22 protein-coding genes are annotated in these 23,026 nt (G+C 68.3%); 11 read left to right on the plus strand and 11 right to left on the minus strand.

The window, feature by feature from the left end; all coding sequences use genetic code 11:
* Positions 1–58 precede the first annotated feature (58 nt).
* The 3 genes from ALSL_RS10550 (at position 59) to ALSL_RS10560 (ending at position 3,352) form a co-directional block, all read left to right on the plus strand.
* On the plus strand, positions 59–1,321 hold the full coding sequence (locus ALSL_RS10550) for an MFS transporter (RefSeq protein ID WP_126538963.1): 1,263 nt from the start codon (positions 59–61) through the stop codon (positions 1,319–1,321).
* Positions 1,318–2,958: an alpha/beta hydrolase-fold protein gene (locus ALSL_RS10555; RefSeq protein WP_126538965.1), complete on the plus strand. Its 1,641-nt coding sequence runs from the start codon at positions 1,318–1,320 to the stop codon at positions 2,956–2,958. The genes ALSL_RS10550 and ALSL_RS10555 overlap by 4 nt, the downstream gene beginning before the upstream one ends.
* An 85-nt stretch (positions 2,959–3,043) precedes the next feature.
* The gene (locus ALSL_RS10560) at positions 3,044–3,352 is read left to right on the plus strand and encodes a hypothetical protein (RefSeq protein ID WP_126538967.1); all 309 of its coding nucleotides are present in this window, start codon (positions 3,044–3,046) and stop codon (positions 3,350–3,352) included.
* Positions 3,353–3,413: 61 nt separating this feature from the next.
* Here ALSL_RS10560 and aceE read toward each other — a convergent pair whose 3' ends face one another.
* Entirely contained in the window at positions 3,414–6,128 is a 2,715-nt protein-coding gene (aceE, locus tag ALSL_RS10565; RefSeq protein WP_126538969.1) for a pyruvate dehydrogenase (acetyl-transferring), homodimeric type, read from the minus strand.
* A gap of 239 nt (positions 6,129–6,367) precedes the next feature.
* A complete protein-coding gene (locus ALSL_RS10570; RefSeq protein ID WP_126538971.1) occupies positions 6,368–7,162 on the minus strand; it encodes a S1/P1 nuclease in 795 nt (264 codons plus the stop codon).
* 144 nt (positions 7,163–7,306) lie between these two features.
* Here ALSL_RS10570 and gap point away from each other — a divergent pair, with 144 nt between their 5' ends.
* A complete protein-coding gene (gap, locus tag ALSL_RS10575; RefSeq protein ID WP_126538973.1) occupies positions 7,307–8,308 on the plus strand; it encodes a type I glyceraldehyde-3-phosphate dehydrogenase in 1,002 nt (333 codons plus the stop codon).
* 190 nt (positions 8,309–8,498) lie between these two features.
* Positions 8,499–8,897: a group III truncated hemoglobin gene (locus ALSL_RS10580; RefSeq protein WP_126538975.1), complete on the plus strand. Its 399-nt coding sequence runs from the start codon at positions 8,499–8,501 to the stop codon at positions 8,895–8,897.
* Between the two features lie 147 nt (positions 8,898–9,044).
* Here the strand turns inward: ALSL_RS10580 and tpx are convergent, their stop codons facing one another.
* Together tpx and ALSL_RS10590 are read right to left on the minus strand one after the other, a co-directional pair.
* The gene (tpx, locus tag ALSL_RS10585; protein ID WP_126538977.1) at positions 9,045–9,545 is read right to left on the minus strand and encodes a thiol peroxidase; all 501 of its coding nucleotides are present in this window, start codon (positions 9,543–9,545) and stop codon (positions 9,045–9,047) included.
* A gap of 25 nt (positions 9,546–9,570) precedes the next feature.
* Positions 9,571–10,008 carry a hypothetical protein gene (locus tag ALSL_RS10590; protein WP_126538979.1) on the minus strand — a complete coding sequence of 146 codons (438 nt, stop codon included), beginning with the start codon at positions 10,006–10,008 and terminating at the stop codon, positions 9,571–9,573.
* 294 nt (positions 10,009–10,302) lie between these two features.
* Between ALSL_RS10590 and ALSL_RS10595 the strand changes: the two genes are divergently transcribed.
* Together ALSL_RS10595 and ALSL_RS10600 are read left to right on the plus strand one after the other, a co-directional pair.
* Positions 10,303–11,415, plus strand: coding sequence for a PLP-dependent cysteine synthase family protein (locus ALSL_RS10595; RefSeq protein WP_126540215.1), 1,113 nt, complete (start codon positions 10,303–10,305; stop codon positions 11,413–11,415).
* Positions 11,416–11,448: 33 nt separating this feature from the next.
* On the plus strand, positions 11,449–12,237 hold the full coding sequence (locus tag ALSL_RS10600) for a prephenate dehydrogenase (protein WP_126538980.1): 789 nt from the start codon (positions 11,449–11,451) through the stop codon (positions 12,235–12,237).
* Here ALSL_RS10600 and ALSL_RS10605 read toward each other — a convergent pair.
* On the minus strand, positions 12,218–12,517 hold the full coding sequence (locus tag ALSL_RS10605) for a hypothetical protein (protein ID WP_126538982.1): 300 nt from the start codon (positions 12,515–12,517) through the stop codon (positions 12,218–12,220). The two genes, ALSL_RS10600 and ALSL_RS10605, sit on opposite strands and share 20 nt — an antisense overlap.
* Before the next feature lie 204 nt (positions 12,518–12,721).
* Here ALSL_RS10605 and ALSL_RS10610 point away from each other — a divergent pair, with 204 nt between their 5' ends.
* The 4 genes from ALSL_RS10610 (at position 12,722) to ALSL_RS10625 (ending at position 15,154) form a co-directional block, all read left to right on the plus strand.
* Positions 12,722–13,000, plus strand: a complete 279-nt coding sequence (locus tag ALSL_RS10610; protein ID WP_126538984.1) for a BrnT family toxin — start codon at positions 12,722–12,724, stop codon at positions 12,998–13,000.
* Positions 12,969–13,295 carry a BrnA antitoxin family protein gene (locus tag ALSL_RS10615; RefSeq protein WP_126538986.1) on the plus strand — a complete coding sequence of 109 codons (327 nt, stop codon included), beginning with the start codon at positions 12,969–12,971 and terminating at the stop codon, positions 13,293–13,295. Before ALSL_RS10610 ends, ALSL_RS10615 begins: the two co-directional genes overlap by 32 nt.
* 1,101 nt (positions 13,296–14,396) lie before the next feature.
* A complete protein-coding gene (locus tag ALSL_RS10620) occupies positions 14,397–14,852 on the plus strand; it encodes a hypothetical protein (protein WP_126538988.1) in 456 nt (151 codons plus the stop codon).
* On the plus strand, positions 14,849–15,154 hold the full coding sequence (locus tag ALSL_RS10625) for a type II toxin-antitoxin system RelE/ParE family toxin (protein ID WP_126538990.1): 306 nt from the start codon (positions 14,849–14,851) through the stop codon (positions 15,152–15,154). The genes ALSL_RS10620 and ALSL_RS10625 overlap by 4 nt, the downstream gene beginning before the upstream one ends.
* Before the next feature lie 544 nt (positions 15,155–15,698).
* Here ALSL_RS10625 and ALSL_RS10630 read toward each other — a convergent pair.
* From ALSL_RS10630 to ALSL_RS10655, 6 genes are all read right to left on the minus strand, one after another.
* Positions 15,699–16,907: a beta-ketoacyl synthase N-terminal-like domain-containing protein gene (locus ALSL_RS10630; RefSeq protein WP_126538992.1), complete on the minus strand. Its 1,209-nt coding sequence runs from the start codon at positions 16,905–16,907 to the stop codon at positions 15,699–15,701.
* Complete coding sequence (fabA, locus tag ALSL_RS10635; protein ID WP_126538995.1) at positions 16,907–17,422, minus strand: 3-hydroxyacyl-[acyl-carrier-protein] dehydratase FabA; 516 nt, start codon at positions 17,420–17,422, stop codon at positions 16,907–16,909. Before fabA ends, ALSL_RS10630 begins: the two co-directional genes overlap by 1 nt.
* A gap of 68 nt (positions 17,423–17,490) precedes the next feature.
* Positions 17,491–18,078 (minus strand): SCO family protein, encoded by a 588-nt coding sequence (locus ALSL_RS10640; RefSeq protein ID WP_126538998.1) that lies wholly within the window; start codon positions 18,076–18,078, stop codon positions 17,491–17,493.
* A complete protein-coding gene (locus tag ALSL_RS10645) occupies positions 18,075–18,857 on the minus strand; it encodes a formylglycine-generating enzyme family protein (protein WP_126539001.1) in 783 nt (260 codons plus the stop codon). The genes ALSL_RS10640 and ALSL_RS10645 overlap by 4 nt, the downstream gene beginning before the upstream one ends.
* Before the next feature lie 2 nt (positions 18,858–18,859).
* Complete coding sequence (gene nirK / locus ALSL_RS10650; RefSeq protein WP_126539003.1) at positions 18,860–20,407, minus strand: copper-containing nitrite reductase; 1,548 nt, start codon at positions 20,405–20,407, stop codon at positions 18,860–18,862.
* A 243-nt stretch (positions 20,408–20,650) separates the two neighbouring features.
* Positions 20,651–22,102 (minus strand): flagellin N-terminal helical domain-containing protein, encoded by a 1,452-nt coding sequence (locus ALSL_RS10655; protein ID WP_126539005.1) that lies wholly within the window; start codon positions 22,100–22,102, stop codon positions 20,651–20,653.
* Positions 22,103–23,026: the final 924 nt, after the last annotated feature.

The raw sequence follows: 23,026 nt of genomic DNA on the forward strand, positions 1-23,026 counted from the left end.
ATGCCCGCGGCCCGTCAAGGGTTCATACTGGCGATTCCGCGCAAATACCGATCCGACCATGCCCGCCGAAGCCGATCCACCTGTGCGGCCTCCTCAGCACGCCTTCGTCAGGTACTGGCTCGCCAGGGTGGCTTCCGGGCTCGGCTTCCAGATGCTTTCGGTCGCGATCGGCTGGCAGATCTATGCGTTGCGCGGACGCGCGCTCGATCTCGGGCTGATCGGCCTGGTGCAGTTCTTTCCCTCGGTGCTGCTGGCGTTGCCGGCCGGGCACCTGGCCGATCGTCATGACCGCCGGCGCATCGTGCTCGGCGGTCAGTGCATCGAGTTTGCCGCGGTGGTCGCGCTGGCCGTGCTGACGCTGCGTGGACACATCGACGAGGCCGGCATCCTGTGGCTGGTGCTGGCCCTGAGCACGGCCAAGGCGCTGGAATCGCCGGCCATGCAGTCGTTGCTGCCGGCGCTGGTGTCGCCGGCCGCGCTGCCGCGCGCAGTGGCTTCCACCAGTGCGGCCTATCAGGCGGCGATGATCGTGGGACCTGCGCTGGGTGGCCTGCTGTACGTCGCCGGTCCGGGCGTGGTGCACCTCGTCGCGGGCGCCTGCTATCTGCTGGCAGTGCTGCTGGTCGCCAGCTTGCCGGGCGGCCCGCTGCGGACGCGGCGCGAACCGCTCAGCCTCGCCACGTTCTTTGCCGGCATCCATTACATCCGCCGGCATCGTGACCTGCTCGGGGTGATCTCGCTCGACTTGTTCGCGGTGCTGCTCGGCGGCGCCACCGCGCTGCTGCCGATCTTCGCCCGCGACATCCTGCATACCGGCCCGTGGGGACTGGGCATCCTGCGCGCGGCACCGGCACTGGGCGCGGTGCTGACCTCGCTATGGCTGTCCAGGCACGCGCTGGAGCGCCACGTCGGCCGCTGGATGTTCGGCGCGGTGGCCGGCTTCGGCGTGGCGACGCTGGTTTTCGCCGTGTCCACCACGCTGTGGCTCTCGACGCTGGCACTGTGCCTGGCCGGCGCCTTCGACATGGTGAGCATGGTGATCCGCGGCTCGCTGGTGCAGCTGGACACGCCCGATGCGATGCGCGGTCGCGTCAACGCCGTCAATGGCATTTTCATCAACACCTCCAACCAGCTCGGCGAATTCGAATCGGGACTGCTCGCCGCCTGTTTCGGCGCGGTCGGGGCCGCCCTCATCGGCGGCATTGGTACACTGCTGGTGGTCGCCCTGTGGATGCGGCTCTTTCCCGGACTGCGCCACCGCCAGCGGCTGCGCATGGAAGACCCCGAACTCGAAACCCCGCCCGGAGCCCGGTCTCTATGAAGCCTTCTGCCCGCTTCGATCGGGCCATTGCCGCCTTCCGCTGCGCCGCCTGGATCGCGCCGCTGCTGATCGCCGGCACGGCACGTGCCGCCGGAAACGGTCCGGCCATCGAGGTCGCCTTCAGCGCGCGGGCCCACGCCATGCCGGTGACCGGGCGCGTGTACGTGGCGATCAGCCGCGACGACGACAAACCGCCGATCGAGCAGACCGACATCACCGGCGTGCCGCTGTTCGGCCACGACATGACCGGCCTCGCCCCGGGCCAGACGGTGGCGATCGGCGGCGAGGATGACGGCGCGCCCTTGACCCGCCTGCGCGACCTGCCGGCCGGCGACTACTGGATGCAGCCATTCGTCAACGTCTATACCGAGTTCAAGCGCGCCGACGGCCACACGCTGTGGCTGCACATGGACCAGTGGGAAGGACAGGACTGGAAGCATTCGCCCGGCAACCTCTACGGCGCGCCGGTGAAAGTGCACTACGACCCGGCCGCAACGAGGCCGATCCGGCTGCTCGCCGATCGCGTGATTGCGCCGATCCCGTTCCCCAGGGACACGCCCCACGTCAAGCGCTTCCGCATCCAGAGCCGCCTGCTGAGCGCGTTCTGGGGCCGGCCGATCTACCTCGGCGCCACGGTGCTGCTGCCGGCCGATTACGCGCGCCACCCGGATGCGCGCTACCCGGTGATCTACGAGCAAGGACATTTCTCCACGGCCGCGCCGGGCGGTTTCGACGATGCCGACGGCCGCTTTCGCGCCTACTGGCTCGCCGAAGGTACGCCGCGCTACCTGATGGTGAGCCTGCAGCATCCCGCGCCTTATTACGATGACTCCTACGCGGTGAACTCGGTCAATCTGGGGCCCTACGACGACGCCATCCATCAGGAATTGCTGCCGGAAATCGCCCGTCGCTTCCGCACCGTGGAAAAACCTTGGGCGCGAATCCTGGAAGGCGGCTCGACCGGCGGCTGGATCGCACTGGCGCAGCAGATCTTCCATCCCGACTTCTACGGCGCCACCTTCGCCTCCTGTCCGGATCCAGTGGATTTCCGCCATCACGAAGTGGTCGACATCTACACCGACGCCAATGCCTATTGGCTGGACAAGGGCTGGATGAAGGTCGAGCGCGTGGACACCCGCGACCCGGACGGCAACGTGCAGGCGATGATGAAGGACGAAAACTGGTACGAACTGGCGGTGGGCAACCACAGCCGCTCCGGCGGCCAATGGGACATCTGGGAGGCCGCCTTCGGCCCGATCGGTACGGACGGCTATCCGGCACGGCTGTGGGACAAGCGCAGCGGGGCGATCGACCACACGGTGGCCGCCTACTGGCGGCAGCACTTCGACCTGCGCCAGATCCTCATCACGCACTGGCCGGCACTCGGCCCGAAACTCGCCGGCAAGCTGCATATCTACGTGGGCGATGCGGACACCTACAACCTCAACGTCGGCGTCCATGCGCTCGAGGAAACCCTCAAAGGCCTGCACGACCCCGACTTCGCCGGCAGCTTCACCTACCAGCCGATGGCGCCGCATTGCTGGGGCCCACACGGCCGCGACTTGATCGAGACGATCACCGAGACGCTCAAGCGCCAGGGCGCGCCCCTTGCAAGACCCGTCTTGCCGCATCATTAATGTCGATCCGCGCTTGCACGCCGCGCTCACGCCTGGCGCGGCAAGCTCGATTCCGAAGCGACAAATCTCAAAAAAGGAGCCCGCGATGAGCCGAATCCGCGATCTTGAACGCAGCGTGCGCGAGCATGCCCATGACTATGCCGAGGACGTTTCCCAGACGGCCGAAGGCCTGATCGAACGCGGCCGTCATGCCGCCAAACGCCTGGGGCGCGGTGGCGATTACCGTCGTCGCCTGGTGCGCATGGCCGAGGACATGGCCGACGAGGCCAACTACCAGTACCGGCGTGCCCGACGCCAGGTGCAGCGGCATCCGGTCGCCTCGGTGGCGATCGTCGCCGGCACCATCGGCGCCTTCATGCTGCTGAGGCGCGTGTTCCGCGACGACGAGGATTGACCCCGATCCCCGACTGGATGAAAGAAACCCGCCGGCCGGCGGGTTTCTTTTTGTGCATCTGTCAGACGAGCACCGGATTGGGCTTGTCTGGATCGAGCCCGTAGCTGCGGATGGCGCGCGCCACGTCCTTGGCGTTGACCTTGCCCTCCTTGGCCAGCGCGCATAGCGCGGCATGGGCGATCCAGCGGCGGTCCACCTCGAAGAAATCGCGCAGGTGCTCGCGGGTGTCCGAGCGCCCGAAACCGTCGGTCCCGAGCACCACGTAACGCATGCCCTCGGGCAGGAACGGCCGGATCTGCTCGGCGAATTCGCGGACGTAGTCGGTGGCGGCGATGGCCGGCCCGGACCGCCCCTGCAGCAAGCGGGTGACATACGGGACACGCGGCTCGGCTTCCGGATGCAGCCGGTTCCAGCGTTCGGCGTCGTAACCGTCGCGACGCAGCTCGGTGAAGCTCGGCACCGACCAGATGTCCGCGCAGATGCCGAAATCCTTCTCCAGCAGCTCGGCCGCCGCGATCGCCTCGCGCAGGATCGCGCCCGAGCCCAGCAGCTGCACGCAGGGCGCCTTGGCCTTGGTCTTGCCCTTGCCGTTGTTCTGGCCGACGCCGGAGTCGCGCAGCAGGTACATGCCCTTGATGATGCCCTCGGCCACGCCCTCGGGCATGTCCGGGTGGGCGTAGTTCTCGTTCATCACCGTGATGTAGTAATAGACGTCCTCCTGCTCTTCGAGCATGCGGCGCACGCCGTCCTGCAGGATCACCGCGACCTCATAGGAGAAGGTCGGGTCATAGGCCCGCACATTGGGAATGGCCCCGGCCAGCAGGTGCGAATGGCCGTCCTGGTGCTGCAGGCCCTCGCCGTTGAGCGTGGTGCGGCCGGACGTGCCGCCGATCAGGAAGCCGCGCGAGCGCATGTCGCCCGCGGCCCAGGCCAGGTCGCCGACGCGCTGGAAGCCGAACATCGAGTAGTAGATGAAGAACGGCAGCATCGGCTGGTTGCTGACCGAATAGCTGGTCGCCGCCGCCATCCACGCGGCCATGCCGCCGGCCTCGCTGATGCCTTCCTGCAGCACCTGGCCCTTGGTGTCCTCGCGGTAGTAGAGCAGCTGGTCGGCATCCTGCGGGCGGTATTTCTGGCCGAACGGCGCATAGATGCCGATCTGGCGGAACATGCCCTCCATGCCGAAGGTACGCGCCTCGTCGGCCACGATCGGCACCACGCGCTCGCCGATCTGCTTGTCGCGCAGCAAGAGGTTCATGCCGCGCACCAGCGCCATGGTGGTGCTGATCTCGCGCTCGCCGGTGCCGTTGGTGATCTGGGTGAAGGCCGAAAGATCCGGGGCCTTCAGCTTGACGTCGGTCTTGCGCCGCCGCTGCGGCAGGAAGCCGCCGAGCGCCCGCCGCCGCTCCAGCATGTACTCCACTTCGGGCGAGTTCTTGCCCGGGTGGTAGTACGGCACGTCCTTGATCTTGTCGTCCGGGATCGGGATGTTGAAGCGGTCGCGGAAGTGCCGCACGGCCGCGTCGTCGAGCTTCTTCTGCTGGTGCGTGGGATTCTGCGATTCACCCGCCGCGCCCATGCCGTAGCCCTTCACCGTCTTGGCCAGCACCACCGTGGGCAGGCCCTCGGTGTGCACCGCCGCGTGATAGGCGGCATAGACCTTGTGCGGATCATGGCCGCCGCGGTTGAGGCGCCAGATGTCGTCGTCGGACAGGTTGGCGACCATCTCGCGCGTCTCCGGATACTTGCCGAAGAAATGCTCGCGCGTGTAGGCGCCGCCGAAGGCCTTGCAGGCCTGGTATTCACCGTCCACGGTTTCCATCATCAGCTTGCGCAGCACGCCCTTGGTGTCGCGCGCCAGCAGCGGATCCCAGTAGCTGCCCCAGATCACCTTGATGACGTTCCAGCCGGCGCCGCGGAACACGCCCTCCAGTTCCTGGATGATCTTGCCGTTGCCGCGCACCGGGCCGTCGAGCCGCTGCAGGTTGCAGTTGATCACGAACACGAGGTTGTCGAGTTTCTCGCGGCCGGCCAGCGAGATCGCACCGAGCGATTCGGGCTCGTCGCACTCGCCATCGCCCAGGAAGCACCACACCTTGCGGTCGGTCTGGGGCATCAGGCCGCGATGTTCCAGGTACTTCCAAAAATGCGCCTGGTAGATCGCCTGGATCGGCCCCAGGCCCATCGACACCGTCGGCACCTGCCAGTAGTCGGGCATCAGCCATGGGTGCGGATAGGAGGACAGCCCGCGCCCCTTGCCCGCCACTTCCATGCGGAACAGGTCGAGCTGGTCCTCGCTGATGCGCCCTTCCAGGAACGAGCGCGCGTAGATGCCGGGGCTGGAATGGCCCTGAAAGAAGACGAGGTCACCCGGATGGTCGGGGTTGGGTGCGCGCCAGAAATGGTTGAAGCCGACGTCGTAGAGCGTGGCCGATGATGCGAAGCTCGCGATGTGGCCGCCGAGCTCGCCGGGCTTGCGGTTGGCGCGCACGACCATCGCCATCGCGTTCCAGCGGATGATCGAGCGGATGCGCCACTCCATCGCCGCATCGCCGGGCATCTTCGCCTCGTTCGCGGGCGAAATGGTGTTGACGTACTCGGTGGTCGGCGAGAACGGCAGGTAGGCGCCCGCACGCCGCGTGGCGTCCACCATCCGCTCGAGCAGGAAGTGGGCACGCTCGGTGCCTTCGTGCTCGATGACCGCGTTCAGCGATTCGAGCCATTCCTGGGTTTCGGTGGGGTCGATGTCCTGATCGGGATGGTCGGACGGGTTCATGCAGAGCTCCACGACGCTGCCCTGAGGCAGCCTGAACTGGGACGCGCCATCGCCACGATGACGCCAAGGTAACCGCACCAGCGGAAGAGCTGCCGATTCTAGCGCACCATCAATGGGCCGGAGGCTGTCGATGAGCGGTCTTCTCGCGATTGTCACGCCGCGGCAAGGCGATTCGTCACAGCGGTCGGCTGCGCCCCGTCATGCTGCGCGCCCTAGGGGCAAGGGCGGCGCATCGAGCCTCAAGGCGCCAGCGCGCGGTCGAGCACCTCGGCCAGGCGCTGGCCGGCCTCGCGCAGGCGCTGTTCGGCGACGGGACGCCAGCGCTCGACATAGGCCTCGTCGATGAAATGCCCATCCGGATAGAACCCCGGCGTGGCCACGATCCGGCAGGATGCCTCCGCCCACGCGGCAAAGGCGCCCGGCGGCGCCAGCGGAGCCGGCGTGGCGGCGAGCACATCGGCGTAGGCCGCCACGTCGAGGCCGCGGGTGGCGAGCAGGCCGCTGTCCCAGACCCGGTGCAGGTTGCTGCCCTTGCCGGCGAACTGGACCTGATAGGTGTTGCCGCCCTTGTCGTCGCGCCAGCCGGCATGCAGCGGCTGGTGCACGTCGCCGACGAAGTGGACGACGAACTTGAGCGCGGTCCGGCGCTCTTCGTCGCTGCGGCCGGCATCGGCCAGCACCGCCGTGTAATGCGCCAGCGCGCCGACCACGCAGCGGCCATCCGGGCAATCGCGCGGCGGCTCGTAATAACAGTTGCCGCGCGGAAAGTTGACGTAGTGCAGCGCGCGGGTCTCGCGCCACAACGCGGCCATGGAGGGATCGTCCTGGATCTCGTCGGCCCAGCTGGCGATTTGTGCCAGCCGGTCGTGGCCTTCCGGGGCGAGCAGGCGCCTGACCTCGGCCTCCGCGCGCGGATCGAGCTGGCGCTCGGCCAGTTCCGCGACCACGGCGTGGCCCAGCGGACCCCAGGCGCGGGCCGGCGATGTCAGCAGGCACCCTAGCAACAGCACGGTGAACAGGCGGACGATCGACATTTAAGACTTCCCAGCTTGCCTTCACGGCGCGAGGCCGCGCAGTCTGCCACAGTGCCGGATGGCGGGCGGTTTCTCGCTAGAATCGGAACGCCCGCGCGGCGCACCGCCGCGATTCTTTCCCACACCCCTGCGTTGGAGGACGTCATGACCATCAAGGTCGGCATCAATGGCTTCGGTCGCATCGGCCGCAACGTGTTGCGCGCCGCCGTGCAGCACTTTCCCGACATCGAGATCGTCGCGGTCAACGACCTCCTGGATCCGGATTATCTCGCCTATCTGCTGCGCTTCGATTCCGTGCACGGCCGCTTCAAGGGCGAGGCCCACAGCGAAGGCGGCCATCTGATCGTCAACGGCAAGCGCATCCGTCTGACTCAGGAGCGCGACCCGGCCAACCTCAAGTGGAACGAGGCCGGCGCCGAGGTGGTGATCGAATCCACCGGCCTGTTCCTGGACAAGGCCAGCGCGCAGAAGCACCTCGAAGCCGGCGCGAAGAAAGTGATCATGTCCGCGCCGTCCAAGGACGACACGCCGATGTTCGTGTACGGCGTCAACCACGCCAAATACGCCGGCGAGGCGATCATCTCCAACGCCAGCTGCACCACCAACTGCCTGGCGCCGCTGGCCAAGGTCATCCACGACAAGTGGGGCATCAAGCGCGGCCTGATGACCACCGTGCACGCCGCCACCGCGACGCAGAAGACCGTCGACGGCCCCAGCCACAAGGACTGGCGCGGCGGCCGCGGCATCCTCGAGAACATCATTCCCTCCTCCACCGGCGCGGCCAAGGCGGTGGGCAAGGTGATCCCCGAGCTCAACAAGAAGCTCACCGGCATGAGCTTCCGCGTGCCGACCTCCGACGTCTCCGTGGTCGACCTCACCGCCGAGCTGGAAAAGCCGGCGAGCTACGAGGAAATCTGCGCGGAGATGAAGGCGCAGAGCGAGGGCGCGATGAAGGGCATCCTGGGTTACACCGAGGAGAAGGTCGTCGCCACCGACTTCCGCGGCGATCCGCGCACCTCGATCTTCGACGCCGACGCCGGCATCGCGCTCGACCCCACCTTCGTCAAGCTGGTCGCCTGGTACGACAACGAGTGGGGCTACTCGAACAAGTGCCTGGAAATGGCGCGCGTGGTCGCCGCGCGCTGAGCGGGCGTGCCCGACGCCGATCCACGAAAGGCCGGGCCGCGAGGTCCGGCCTTTCGCATGAGGGGCGCACGAAAAAACCGCGCTTGCGCAGGCGCCGATCACGGCCGGCAGGCGCTGACCTGGATCAAGGCGCCGACGCCGCACCTGCCCGCACACTGCGCGGCATTCTTTTGGAAACGACAGCACGCCCATGCTCGACCAAGCCGCCATCGCCCGCCTCGTCGCACGCTTCTACGGCATCGTGCGCGCCGATGCGCTGCTCGGGCCGATCTTCGCGGCGACGGTCAAGGACTGGCCCGAGCACGAGCGGCGGCTGACCGCGTTCTGGTGCACGGTGGCCTTGCGCGGTGCCGACGACCGTCCCACTTACCACGGCAGCCCAATGGCCGCGCACCGGCCGCTGCCGATCGACGATGCGCATTTCGAGCACTGGCTCACGCTGTGGCGCGAAACCTGCCGCGCACAACTCGACGCCGAGGACGCGGCCAAGCTGATCGGCTATGCCGAAGGCATCGCGCGCGGGCTGCGCTATGGCCTCGGCCTGCGCGGGCGTCGGCTGGTGCCGCGTATCGACCGGCCGCCGGCTTGAAGCCGCTTCGCCGAGGGTGGATCGAGGCTGCCCCAAGCGCCTGCACGGCGCTGAACGCAGCCGATCCTCATCCGGATCGGCTGTGGCCCATCCGCGCCGGCGCGGCGCTCGACCCACCACGCCAACGCCGCGTGCAAACCTGAACGCTCAGCCGAGCGCCTTGAGCGCGGCCTCGTAGTCGGGCTCGTGGGAGAGCTCACTCACCAGCTCGGCGTGCAGCACCTTGTCGTCGCGATCCAGCACGATCACCGCGCGCGCGGCCAGCCCCGCCAGCGGGCCGGAAGCGATCGCCACGCCGTAGTCGCGCAGGAAATGCCCGCCGCGCAGGGTCGAGAGCATCACCACGTTGTCCAGTCCCTCGGCGCCGCAGAAACGCGACTGCGCGAACGGCAGGTCGGCGGAAATGCACAGCACCACGGTATCGGCGAGCCTGGCGGCGAGTTCGTTGAAGCGGCGCACGGAGGTGGCGCACACGCCGGTGTCCACGCTCGGGAAGATGTTGAGCACCTTGCGCTTGCCGGCGAACGCGGACAGCGGCACGTCGGCGAGATCCTTGCCGACCAGGGTGAAGGACGGCGCCTGCGTGCCGACCGTGGGGAAGCGGCCGTCGAGCTGCACCGGCTGACCCTTGAACGTGACCTGTGACATGGCAAGACCTCGCGTGTGATCGGGCCTACCAGTAGACCATGGTCTTGGCCAGAAAGACGATGCCCGCCATCAGCGCCAGCAGCACGCGGTGCGTGTGCCGGCGGCGGCAGCCGTCCAGACGTCCGCGCCGCAGCGCCCACCAGGCGCGCGCGAAGATAGCGAGCACGGCGAGCGCGAGCAGCACCTTGAGGGCGAGCAGATGGCCGAACCGCGTGTCGAGGCAGGCGATGCCGCCGCAGCGCAGCCGGAACAGCCAGCCGCCGCTGGCGAACAAGAGCACCACCACGAACGGCATGAAACCGCGCACGCGCCTCATCGCCGCCGATTCCACGCGCGCGTAGGCCTCGGCGTCCACCTGGCGTTCCAGCGGCTCCAGTACCAGCGTCTCGTACACCACCGCGCCGACGAACACGATGGCGCAGACGAGGTGCAGCAGCACGATCCACGGATAGACCTGATGCATGGCGTTTTCCCGCAAGGTCGACGCCACGGAACTTCCGCGCCAGGCGCTCGACACGCCATGACCTGCATCAGGGGAAGTGCTGATCGACAACGGCGAGACGGCCAGGGCTTAACGCCGCTGGCGCTCGGGCGCGCGCGGTGCCAGAGCCAGACACATCTGCTACGCCGCCGCTTTGCTGACCTACGTCAACGTGCTCGGCATCGCCCACCTGCACCATCCGTGGGGGTGGCTATACGGCTGGCTGGCATGAACGTTTCGATTCGACCGCGCGACACTTTCGACACGCACACCGGCATGGAAGGTGTGCTGCACCTGGTCAACCCCCTGCGCGAGGCCGATCGGCGCTGGGTGCACACGGCGGTGACGCGGCTGGCGCAGGAATCCGCGCGCTCGGCCGACACCCACCTGCTCAAGCTCGAACTGCCCGGCTTCCACGGCATCGACTTCTACTTCAAGGACGAATCGGCGCATCCCAGCGGCAGCCTGAAGCACCGGCTGGCGCGCTCGCTGTTCCTGTACGCGCTGTGCAACGGCCGGCTGCGCGACGGTCAGACCGTGGTCGACGCCTCCTCCGGCAGCACGGCGATCGCCGAGGCGTGGTTCGCGCGGCTGCTGGGCCTGCCGTTCGTGGCGGTGATGCCGGCCTGCACCGCGCCCGGCAAGATCCATGCGGTGCAGGCGCTGGGCGGCCGCTGCGAGCTGGTGGACGACCCCGCGCAGGTGTACGCCACGGCGGAGGCGCTGGCCGAACGCGGCGCGTGCTTTCTCGACCAGTTCGGCCTCGCCGAGCGCGCCACCGACTGGCGCGGCAACAACAACATCGCCGAGTCGATCATCGGCCAGATGGCGCTGGAGGCCGAGCCCGAGCCGAGCTGGATCGTCTGCGGCGCCGGCACCGGCGGCACCTCGGCCACCATCGGTCGCTATCTGCGCTACCGGCGCCTGTACACGCGTCTTTGCGTAGCCGAACCGGCCGGCTGCGCCTTCGCAGAAGGCTGGCGCAGCCGCGATCCCCACGCCCGGGCGACGCAGGCCACGCTGATCGAAGGCATCGGCCGGCCGCAGGTGGAGCCGGGCTTCCTGTTCGACGTGGTGGATCGCGTGATCGAGGTGCCGGACGCCGCCTCGATCGCCGCCGCCTGGCTGCTGGAAGAACTGCTCGGTCGCCGCTACGGCGGCTCGTCCGGCACCAACCTGGTCGCCTGCCTGGAACTGGCCGCCGCGATGCGTGCGCGCGGCGAACGCGGCAGCATCGTCAGCCTGCTGTGCGACCGCGGCGAACGCTACGCACAGACGCTGTTCGACCCGGCCTGGCTCGCCGCGCGCGGCATCGAACTCGCGCCCTGGGACGCCGCCCTGCGCACCAGCCTGCGCACGGGCTGTCCGCCATTGGCGTCGACGCGCTAACGTATCCGCCCCTTTCGCCTGGCGGATCGTTCCATGCCGGTTGCCTTGTTCGGTTACGGCCGTTTCGGCCGCGCCTTCGCCGAGCTGCTGCAGCGCGCAGGTCAGGCCGTGCGCGTGTTCGATCCGCAGGCGCAGGTGCCGGCGGACCTCGCCGCGGCCAGCCCCGAAGCCGCGCTCGAGAGCGCCGACTGGGTGGTACTGGCGATGCCGGTGCCCGCGCTCGAGAGCGCGCTGCGCACGTTGCGCCCTTGGCTCACGCCCGCGCACACGGTGATCGACGTCGGCAGCGTCAAGGAACGCCCCTGCGCGCTGCTGGACGAAGTGCTCGGCGCGAGCATTCCGCATGCCGGCACGCACCCCCTGTTCGGCCCGCTCAGCCTCGCCCGCGACGAGCGTCCGCTGCGCGTGGTGCTGTGCGCCAGCGCCCGGCATCCGCAGGCCGCCGCGCGCACGCGCACGCTGTTCGAGACGCTGGGCTGCGAGGTGATCGAACAGGACGCGGCCACGCACGACCGCGCGATGGCGCAGACCCATGCGCTGGCGTTCTTCATCGCCCGCGCGCTGGTCGAGATGGGCATCGGCGAGGACCTGCGCACCGCGCCGCCCTCGTTCCTGGGCCTGGCCAACATGCTCGCCGCCGTGCGTGGCGACGCCGGCCACCTGTTCGCCGCGATCCAGCGCGACAACCCCTACGCCGCCGCCGCGCGCGAGGACTTCATCGCCCACCTGACCGCCATCCACCGCCGTCTCGCCGGCGGCGAAGGCGAGGCGCTGGCGATCCCCGAATCCGCCGGCGAAGCCCTCAATCCGTCGACGCCGTAGCCTGCTCCAGCCACGCCAGCGTGTGGCGCAACTCCGCCTGCAACGCAAGCCAGGAACGCTCCCACTGGCCCTCGTGCGGCCTTGCCCGGGCGAAACGCCCGAGCCGCGCCCGCGCCTCGTCGAGCGCCTTGCGCAACGCGGCGACTTCGGCCAGCGTGCGCTCGTGCTCGTCCTTGCCGACGAGCAGCACCTTGCGGTCGCGACACACGCCGATGCACGGCTGCGGCGCCTCGATCCGCCCGCAACCGATGCACTGCCAAGCCTCCAGATAATCGGCCATCGCCCACCTCACGAACCAGCAAGAGCCGAGCCTAAACCCTCCCCCACCCGCCCTCGCTGACCGAAGTCAACGCCCGCTTCGCCAACCCATCCGCCGCGGCGCCGGCGCCATTGAAGTCACCCCGTATCGGTAACCTTGGTGCCTTACGGCTTGGTTTGTAACTACAAATGTAGTTACAATCGCTCCATAACCGAGCGCCATCCCATGACCCTGAATTTTGAATGGGACGATGAAAAAGCCGCTTCCAATCTGACCAAACACCACGTGGCTTTCGAGGACGCCATGCTGGTGTTTTACGACCCGCACCGCCTCGATCGCTACGACGGCCGCGAGGACTACGGCGAGGATCGCTTCCTCACCATCGCCCTAGTTGGCACTGTCGAGCTGGCCGTCGCCTACACCGTGCGCGACGACACTATCCGCCTCATCTCCGCCCGAAAGGCCGAACGCCATGAGCGACACGACTACTGGAAAAACCGTTAGGTTCACCCTCGACCCGGCCAACCCGCCCAAGTTGAGCGACGAGGCCAAGGCCCGGCTTGCACACCTGGCTGCCATGCCGGACAGCGAGATCGACTTCAGCGATATTCCGCCCAGCCCGGCCGATGCCGAGTGGACGCGCCCGGGCATCCCGTTCTCGACCGAGAACAAACGCCAGGTCACGCTGCGCCTGGATGCCGACGTCCTGGACTACTTTCGGCGCACCGGCACGCGGTACCAAACCCGCATCAACCAGGTGCTACGCGCCTACATGCAGGCGCACATCGACAAGCGATGACCGACCAAAGGTCTACGCTCTACGGCCAGGGGGCTCGGCAACCCAACTGAATGCGTCAAGGCCCCGTGACACCTCCGCACGGGGCGGAAACACCACATAAAAACCCGCCACCGCAGGCGGACGGAACCCAAAACCCAGCCGCCATCCCATCACCAAAACGCCACGCCCCCGCAATGGCGACCCACGCGCGAACCCGCCCGCCTTGCCATAACACCCGCCACGGCCACACCCGCCATGACGGCAAACTGCCTTGGCCTTGGCTTGTGCTTTTGGCTCTGGCTTTTCGGGGCCCCTATGAGGCGGCGATCGCCGGCCAGCCAAAGCCCGCCAGGGTGGCCGGCAGGAGCCGGCCATTTTTCGTCGGGGCAGGAAGCCCCGTCGAAAAACGCTGACCGGCGAGCGCGCACCTTGCCGGGCCATCAGGCCCGGCAAGGCGCCTCATCGGGGTGGCCTCTCTTTTGGGTCCTTTTCTCTGGCCACACAGAGAAAAGGACCCCGGCCGCCAGCAGGCGGACGGAACCCAAAGCCAGCCGCCGAAAAACACAACCCGGCGGCCATCCCATCACCAAAACGCCACGCCCCCCGCGATGGCGACCCCCACGCGAACCCGCCCGCCTTGCCATGACAATCGCCGCGGCCACAACCGCCATGGCGACAAACGCTGCCTTGGCTTTGGCTTTGGCCTGTGCTTTTGGCTCTGGCTTTCGGGGGCCCCTATGAGGCGGCGATCGCCGGCCAGCCAAAGCCCGCCAGGGTGGCCGGCAGGAAGCCGGCCATTTTTCGTCGGGGCAGGAAGCCCCGTCGAAAAACGCTGACCGGCGAGCGCGCACCTTGCCGGGCCAATCAGGCCCGGCAAGGCGCCTCATCGGGGTGCCGTTCTCTTTGGCTACTTTCTCTTCGGGCAAGCAAGAGAAAGTAGCCCGGCCGCCGGCAGGCGGACGGAACGAACCAAAACGAACCAACATCACGTGGGGCTGATAGTCGAGCCTGGCCGCCGGCAGGCGGACGGAACCCAACACCCAAAACCCCAACCACATGGCGCAAGCCGCAGGCTTGCTCTAACCTAGCTCCCGATCAGCCCTTTTTGGGCACCACACCGCCATGACACGCCCCATCAAAATCGAAACGCTGCGCGAGCTGGTCTCGGCCGGGTCGGTCCAGTCCGCCACCATCATGGGCCAGAAGGGCGGCTATGCGGTGCTGGTCGACGTGGGTATGCAGCAGCGCCCGCTGGGCACCAAATACGGCAAGGCGCGGATGTTCGCCACCACCGACACCGCCGTGAAAGCCCTGCGCGAGATCGGCATGCAACGCTTCAAGGTCGACGTGACGCACTACGAACCGGGCTCGCTGCGCCCCGGCCGCCCGGACACGACGAGACGCGCCAAGGAAGCCGCGCACCGGCTCGAACATGACCGATGGTTCCGCGACCAGGTGCAGCGCACGAAGGCCGCCATCGAGGCCGGAACCGAACCACTGATCGACGGCGACACCCTGTGGGCCGAGCTGACCGCCGAGGCCGAGCGCATGGATGCGACCCGGCGCGCGCGCAAGTGAAGATCCGCTACACGCGCAGCGCCCAGCAGGATTTGCGCGATCTGCTGCACTACGGGCTGGCGCACTGGCCCGGCACGGCCGTGGCCTTCGTGACGCAACTGCGCGCGCGCCTGGAATCGACGCTGACCCAACACCCCAGGGCCGGCCGGAAAGGACGCGAGAAAGGCACCCGCGAGTTCGTTCTCGCCGGCACCCGGCACATCGTGGTGTACCTGCCGCCCAGCGAATCGAACCCCGACGTGATCGTCGTGCGCGTGCTGCATGGCGCGCAGCAATGGCCCGAACAAACCGAAGAGGCATGAGGCGCCCACGCAACCCGCGATGGCGACCCACGTGAACCCGCCCGCCTTGCCATGACAATCGCCACGGCCGCGCCCGCCATGACGGCAAACACTGCCTTGGCTTTGGCCTGTGCTTTTGGCTCTGGCTTTTCGGGGCCCCTATGAGGCGGCGATCGCCGGCCAGCCAAAGCCCGCAGGGTGGCCGGCAGGAAGCCGGCCATTTTTCGTCGGGGCAGGAAGCCCCGTCGAAAAACGCTGACCGGCGAGCGCGCACCTTGCCGGGCCATCAGGCACGGCAAGGCGCCTCATCGGGGTGCCGTTCCCTTTGGCTACTTTCTCTTCGGGCAAGCAAGAGAAAGTAGCCCTGGCCGCCGGCAGGCGGACGGAACCCAAAACCCAGCCGCCGAAAAACACAACCCTGCGGCCATCCCGTCACCAAAACGCCACGCCCCCGCGATGGCGCCCCTCGTGTGAACCCGCCCGCCCTGCCATGACACCCACCACGGCCGCAAGCGCCCCGCGATGACGAACACCCGTTTTCAAAAAAAACCGCCCGCCCCGCGACTCACACCCGCGCAAACACCAGGCTCGCATTGGTGCCGCCGAAGCCGAAACTGTTGGACATCACCGTGCGCAGCGTGGCCTCGCGGGTCTCGCGCAGGATCGGGAACCCCGCCGTGCGCGGGTCCGGGCGATCGAGATTGGCCGAGCCGGCGACGAAACCGCCGGCCATCATCAGCAGGCAATAGATCGCCTCGTGCACGCTGGCCGCACCGAGGGCATGGCCGCTCAGCGCCTTGGTGGAAGACAGGGGCGGCACCGCGCTGCCGAACACCTCGCGCACCGCCTCCAGCTCGACGATGTCGCCCAGCGAAGTGGCGGTGCCGTGGGTGTTGAGGTAATCCACCGGCGCGTCCAGCGAGGCCAGCGCCATGCGCATGCAGCGCGCCGCGCCCTCGCCCGAGGGCGCGACCATGTCGGCGCCGTCGGAGGTGACGCCGTAGCCGACGAGTTCGGCGTGGATCGGCGCGCCGCGCGCGCGGGCGTGCTCGTAGTCCTCCAGCACCAGCATGCCGCCGCCGCCGGCGATGACGAAGCCGTCGCGGCCTTCGTCGTAGGGCCGCGAGGCGGCCTCCGGCGTGGCGTTCCACGCGCTCGACAGCGCGCCCATGGCGTCGAACTGCGCCGCGCCGCCCCAGTGCAGCTCCTCGCCGCCGCCGGCGAAGACGATGTCCTGCGCGCCGTGGCGGATCAGCTCCGCCGCCGCGCCGATGCAATGGGCCGAGGTGGCGCAGGCGGCGGCGATGGAATAGCTGACCCCGCGGATGCCGAACGCGGTGGCCAGCGCCGCCGACACCGTGGAGCACATCGTGCGCGGCACCATGTAGGCGCCGACCCTGCGCGCGCCCTTGCTGCGCAGAAGGTCGGCGGTCTCGATCTGCCAGCGCGGCGAGCCGCCGCCGGAACCGGCGATGAGGCCGGTGCGCGGATGGCTGACCATCCCCTCGTCGAGCCCGGCATCGGCGATCGCCGCGCGCATCGCCACGTAGGCATAGCCGGCGGCATCGCCCATGAAGCGGCGCGGCTTGCGATCGATCGCCGCGTCGAGATCGATCTGCGGCACCCCGGCCACCTGGCTGCGCAGCCCCATTTCCGCAAACGCCGGCATGGCGCGGATGCCCGGCCGCAGCTCGCGCAGACTGCGCGTCACCGTCGGCGCGTCGTTGCCCAGGCACGAGACAATGCCCGAGCCAGTCACCACCACGCGGCGCATCAGAAACCCTCCGTGGAACCGAACAGCCCCACCCGCAATTGGCTGGCGGTGTAGATGGTGCGGCCGTCCACCGCCACCTGGCCGTCGGCGATCACCAGCGCCAGCCGGCCGCGCAGCACCCGCCGCACGTCCACCGTGTAGTGCACGCAGCGCGCCGTGGGCAGCACCTGGCCGGTGAACTTCACCTCGCCGACGCCCAGCGCGCGCCCCCGGCCGGGCTCACCCAGCCACGGCAGGTAGAAACCGGCCAGCTGCCACAGCGCATCCAGGCCCAGGCAGCCGGGCATCACCGGGTCGCCCGCGAAATGGCAGGCGAAAAACCACAGCTCCGGGTGAATGTCGAGCTCCGCCTCCAGCCGGCCCTTGCCGTAGGCGCCGCCTTGCGCATCGATGCGGGTGATGCGGTCGAACATCAGCATCGGCGGCGCGGGCAGGCGCGCGTTGCCGTCGCCGAAGAGCTCGCCGCGGGCGCAGGCGAGCAGTTGCTCGCGGTCGAAGGAGGCAGGCAGAGACATGCAGGTTGGGCGGCTGTGGAAAACGCGCCCATTGTGCGGCGCCAGCGGTGACACCGCCCTGACCCCGGTCAAGCCGCGCCGGGCGGCTTGGCTGCCGCCAGCGCCTGGCGCACCGCCTGCACGAAGGCCGGATCGGGGTGACCGATCACCGTGCTGCGCGCCAGGATGCGGCCATCCGCGTCGATCAGGATCAGCACGCTCGAATGGTTGAAGTCGCCCTCCGGCAGACGCCGATAGCGGATACCGAGCAGCGCGGCAAGACGCCGCACGTCGTCCGGCTCGGCACGCGCCAGCGTCCAGTGTGCGGCATCGAGGCCATGCGTCTGCGCGTAGCGGTGCAGCACGCCCGGGTCGTCGTTTTGCGGGTCGAAGCTGACCGCCAGCAGCGCGGGCGAGACCGGACCCGCCGCCTTGGCGGTGGCCTTCATGGTCTCGATGATCAGCGGACAGACCATGGTGCAGGAGGTATAGAACATGCTGACCACCTGCACCTGGCCGCGCCGCGCGGCGAGCGGCCAGCGGTGGCCGTCCTGGTCGGTGAGCTGGACGTCGAGCTGGTAGATCGAATCGGCCGGCAGCGGCGCAGCGGTGGGCGGCGTCGCGGCCCAGGTCGAACCGGTGACAAGCAGCAGACACAGGGCGAGCAGCATTTTCATGGCGTGGCTCCAGCGGGCTTCGCGCAACGGAAGCCCAGATTGCGGGTGGTATCGATGGCCTCGAGCGAGGACAGCATGGCGATGCGCATCAAGGTGGCGTAGTTCTCCTTCTGCTGCAGGTCGGCGGCACCGGCGCCGCAGAAGCGCAGCTTGTCCGCGCCGTCCTGGTCGCGGCTGTCGGCCCCGACCAGGAGCGCGTTGAAGTCATCCATCCATTCCCAGACCAGGCCGTTGAGGTCGCGCACGCCGTGCACGTCCGGCGCGCCGCCCACGGCAGGCAGCGGCGCGTTCGACGGCCGCGCGTACCAGGCGAGCACGCGTTCGCGCCAGGCCGGGTCCTCGCGTGCATCCGCACGGGTGGCATCGGCCGCGGCGGCGTATTCCCATTCGTACCAGCCCGGCAGCCGTGCGTGTTCGCCCTGGCAATAGGCCTGCGCGGCGAACCAGCTCACCTGCGTCACCGGCTGATCGGGCAACGCCGTCGCGCCCAGCGCATCGGCATCGGCCCAGTGCGAGAGATAACCCGCATCGGCGAAGACCCTGGGCACGCGGTCGCGGCGCCAGGTCGGATGCGTTTTGACGAAGGCGAGGAACTCGGCGTTGGTCACCGGCTCGCTGCGCAACCGGAACGGCGCGACGATGACCGGCGCGCGCGAGCCTTCGGTTTCCGGCAGCACGCTGGCGAAGGCGCCGCCCGGCAGCGGACGGTAGTCGGCCGCCGACGCGAGCGCAGTCGCACCGAGCAGGCCGATCGCCATGAGCGCGCGCCGGGCCGGCATCGTCAGTGTCCCGCCGCCGGAGCTGCGGCCGGCTGCGCACGCACCTTGGATACCTCGTCCTTGCTGATCTGCCCGCCGGGGTTGCCCCAGCTGTTGAGCACGAAGGTGAGGATGTTGGCGACCTCGTCGTCGGTGAGCTGGCTCATCGGCGGCATCACCGAGTCGTAGTCCCTGCCGTTGACGGCGACCTTGCCGGTGAGCCCGTGCAGCGGAATGCCGATCAGCTTCGCCTTGTCCTGCTTGACCAGCGTGGCCAGGAAATCGGACTTGGCCAGCGGCGGGAACACGCCGGGCAGGCCCTCGCCGTTGGCCTGATGACACACCGAGCAGGTGCCGGTGAAGAGCTGCCTGCCGGCTGCGATCTGGTCGTCCTTGCCGAGCGTGCCGCTGGCGTTCGCCTTCGCCGCGGCGGCGACGGCGTGCAGGTTCGGCTGCGCGCGATCGCCAAGATAGGCCGAATCCACTTCCTTGCCCGAATAGATCGCCTTGTTCTCCGGCCCGTCCACCTTGAGGATGGCCAGCGCGCCCTTGTTGAAGGCGCGGAAGATGGAATGATCGACCAGCACGTAGCTGCCCGGCACCTGCGTCTTGAACTCCACCATCGCCGCGCCGCCGGCGGGAATCAGCGTGGTCTGCACGTTGTGCTGTTCCACGGTGCCGCCTTCCTGGCGCACGGTGTCGAAGATCTCGCCGATCACGTGGAAGCTCGACACCAGGTTCGGCCCGCCGTTGCCGACGAACAGCCGCACCGTCTCGCCGACCTTGGCGGTCAGCGCCTTGTCGCCGGTGAGCGAGCCCTCGTGGCCGTTGAACAGCACGTAGGTCGGCTTCTCGTCGATCGCCTTGTCCATGTCGAACGGCTGCAGACCCTTCTCGCGGTATTTGCCGACGGTGTAGAAGTCGCCCTGCATCACGTAGTACTCGTGATCGACCCTGGGCAGCCCTTCCGGCGGCTCGACCAGGATCAGCCCGTACATGCCGTTGGCGATGTGCATGCCCACCGGCGCGGTGGCGCAGTGGTAGACGTAGATGCCCTGGTTCAGCGCCTTGAAGGTGAACTGCGAGGCGTGCCCCGGTGCGGTGAAGCTGGACGCCGCGCCGCCGCCCGGGCCGGTGACGCCGTGCAGGTCGATGTTGTGCGGCATCTTGTTGTCCGGCGCGTTCTTCAGGTGGAACTCCACCGTGTCGCCCTGGCGCACGCGGATGAAACTGCCCGGCACGGTGCCGCCGAAGGTCCAGTAGGTGTAGCTGACGCCCTCGGAGATCGGCATCTCCTTCTCGATCACCTCCAGATCGACGATCACCCTGGCCGGATGGTCGCGATGGATCGGCGGCGGCACGTTCGGCGGAATGCCGAGCACCGCATGGATCGGCTCGCCCTGCGGCGGGCCGAAATCCCCCGGGATGGCGGCGCTCGAAGCCGGCGCGCCACCACCCGGCGCCGTCGCCGCGGACGGTGCGCCGGCCTCGGGTTTGCCGCCGCACGCGGCCAGGGCGAGCAAACCGGCGCCGGCCAGCGCGAGGCATGGGGCTCGCAGGGTGGGTTGCATGGCTTTTTCTCCGTGGAGGTGTAAGGCCACTCTCCCACCGAGCGCGGGCCGCCGGCCTTGACCTGCATCAGCCGCCCCCGGGCGCGCCCATGCCTGCGGCAAGCCGCCACGCCGGGCCTCGCGCGGGCGGCGCGAGGCCCGGCCGCCAAAGCAAAAAAAAGGCGGCGCCCGTAAAGACGCCGCCCCACATCACCGGCCGGCCTCTGCATGGCCGGCCGGCCTTGCCCACCGAAGGGTTGAGGATTACTGCAACAGCTTCAGCACCTGCTGCGGCTGCGAATTGGCCTGCGCCAGCACCGAGATACCCGCCTGCTGCAGCACCTGCGCCTTGCTCAGGTTCGCCGTCTCCGCCGCGAAATCCGCATCCTGGATGTTCGACTGCGAGGCCTGCAGGTTGGTGGTCTGCGCCGACAGCGTGGCGATGGTCGACTGGAAGCGGTTCTGCACCGCGCCCAGGTTGGCCGCGAAATCGCTCACCTTGTTGAGCGCCACGTCCACGCGGGCGATCAGGTCGTTGGCATTGTCCACGCTGGTGACACTGGCGCCGCTCAGCGAACCGCCGACAGCGGTTGGGGTGGAGAAGTCGAGGTTGCCCGTGCCGGATTTCGCACCAGTGATGGTGATCGCCCCGGCGGAGTACAGATTGAGCTTCGTGGCATCGCCACTCACGGCCGCGCTCACACCCGCACCCGAGGCATTGATGGCATCGGCCAAGTCCTGCGCATTGCTGAATGTGCCGGTGATGGCCTTGCCGTTGATGGAAAGGTCGGCGGTACCCGCTCCACCGCCACCAACGCTGGCTGCAGGCACGCTCGCAGGGAAGCCCAACGAGGTGGCCTGGCTACCGGTGATGGTAATGGGGTTATTGCCCGAGTTGGAGAAATCCAGTTCGTTGCTCGTGCTGTTCCAGGTAGCGGTGAGGCCATTGATGTTGAGTCCATTGATGGCCGTGGCGAGATCGGCACCGCTGGTATAGGTACCGGCAGCTACGTCCGTGCCGTTGATGGTGAGATCACCCGCCGACAGGACGAGGCCACTCCCACCAAACGCGTCCGACAATGCCGTGCCCGTCGTGCTCGCGGTGCCTGGAGTTGCCGAACCGCCGCCGGCGGCAGACAAAGTCAAAGAAGTGCCATTGGCAAACAGGCTGGACAGATCGCCGGTGGAGGACTTGGCAATCATCCCCATGCCGCTGGTGCGCACGTCGGAGTCGAGGTTCACCGCGATCACCTGGCCCACGTCGGCGCCGACCTGGAAGCTCTTGGTGCCGAGCGAGCCGTCCAGGATCTTCTGGCCGTTGAAGGTGGTCTGATTGCCGATGCGGGTGATCTCGGCCAGGCGCTGCTGCACTTCCTTGTCGATGGAGGCGCGGTCGGCGTCGGTGTAGGTGGCGTTGGCCGACTGCACGGCCAGGTCGCGGATGGCCTGCAGGTTGGCGGTGACCTGGTCCAGCGCCGAGCCGGCCGTCTGCGCCAGGTTGATCGCGTCCGAGGCGTTGGCGCTGGCCTGCTTCAGGCCGCCGATCTGCGTGGTGTAGCGCATCGAGATGGCAAAGCCGGCCGCGTTGTCCGCCGCGCTGTTGATCTTGAGGCCCGAGGACAGCCGCTGCGTGGCCTGCGCCAGCGCGCTCTGCGACTTGCTGAGGTTGTTCTGCGCATTCAGCGAAGAAACGTTGGTGTTGATGACCAGTGACATGGAAGTCTCCTTGAAAAGGAAAGGGGCGACGCGAAGCTTGGATGGTGTATTCCGGCGGGGCCCCTGCCGGAGCGCCAACCGCCTCGGTGAACTTTTCGGCCCACCGCGCAGATACTTGAGCCTCACATCCGCGACTTTTTTGCAAGCCCCGCCAAAACCCCGCACACCCGCGATGGCGACCCACGCGCGGGTACTGGCCGGGCGTGTTGCCGGCAACGCCATCGCCACGCCGCACGATGGCGGGCCCATGCGCGAACCCGCCCGCGTTGCCACCCTTGCCAAGGCGCCCACACACGCGATGACGGCCAACCCACCATGGCGCGCAACTCACCGCCTTGCCATACGAGCGAAAGCCACCAGTGCCCGCGATGACGCGAGCTCACCATGGCGCGAAATGGCGCAAAACTCGCCGCTTTGCTTTCGCTTTGGCTTCCGGGGCCCCTATGAGGCGGCGATCGCCGGCCAGCCGACGGCCCGCAGGGTGGCCGGCAGGAAGCCGGCCATTTTTCGTCGGGGCAGGAAGCCCCGTCGAAAAACGCTGACCGGCGAGCGCGCACCTTGCCGGGCCAACCAGGCCCGGCAAGGCGCCTCATCGGGGTGGCCTCTCTTTTGGGTCCTTTTCTCTGGCCACACAGAGAAAAGGACCACGGCCGCCGGCAGGCGGACGGAACCCAAAACCCAACCGCCGAAAAACACAACCCGGCGGCCATCCCATCACCAAAACGCCACGCACCCGCGATGGCGCCTTGCCATAACAATCGCCACGGCCACACCCGCCATGACGGCAAACTGCCTTGGCCTTGGCCTGTGCTTTTGGCTATGGCTTTCGGGGCCCCTATGAGGCGGCGATCGCCGGCCAGCCGAAGCCCGCAGGGTGGCCGGCAGGAAGCCGGCCATTTTTCGTCGGGGCAGGAAGCCCCGTCG

Origin of the sequence: Aerosticca soli (genome assembly GCF_003967035.1) — a bacterium.
In the GTDB taxonomy this organism is placed as follows: Bacteria; Pseudomonadota; Gammaproteobacteria; order Xanthomonadales; family Rhodanobacteraceae; genus Aerosticca; species Aerosticca soli.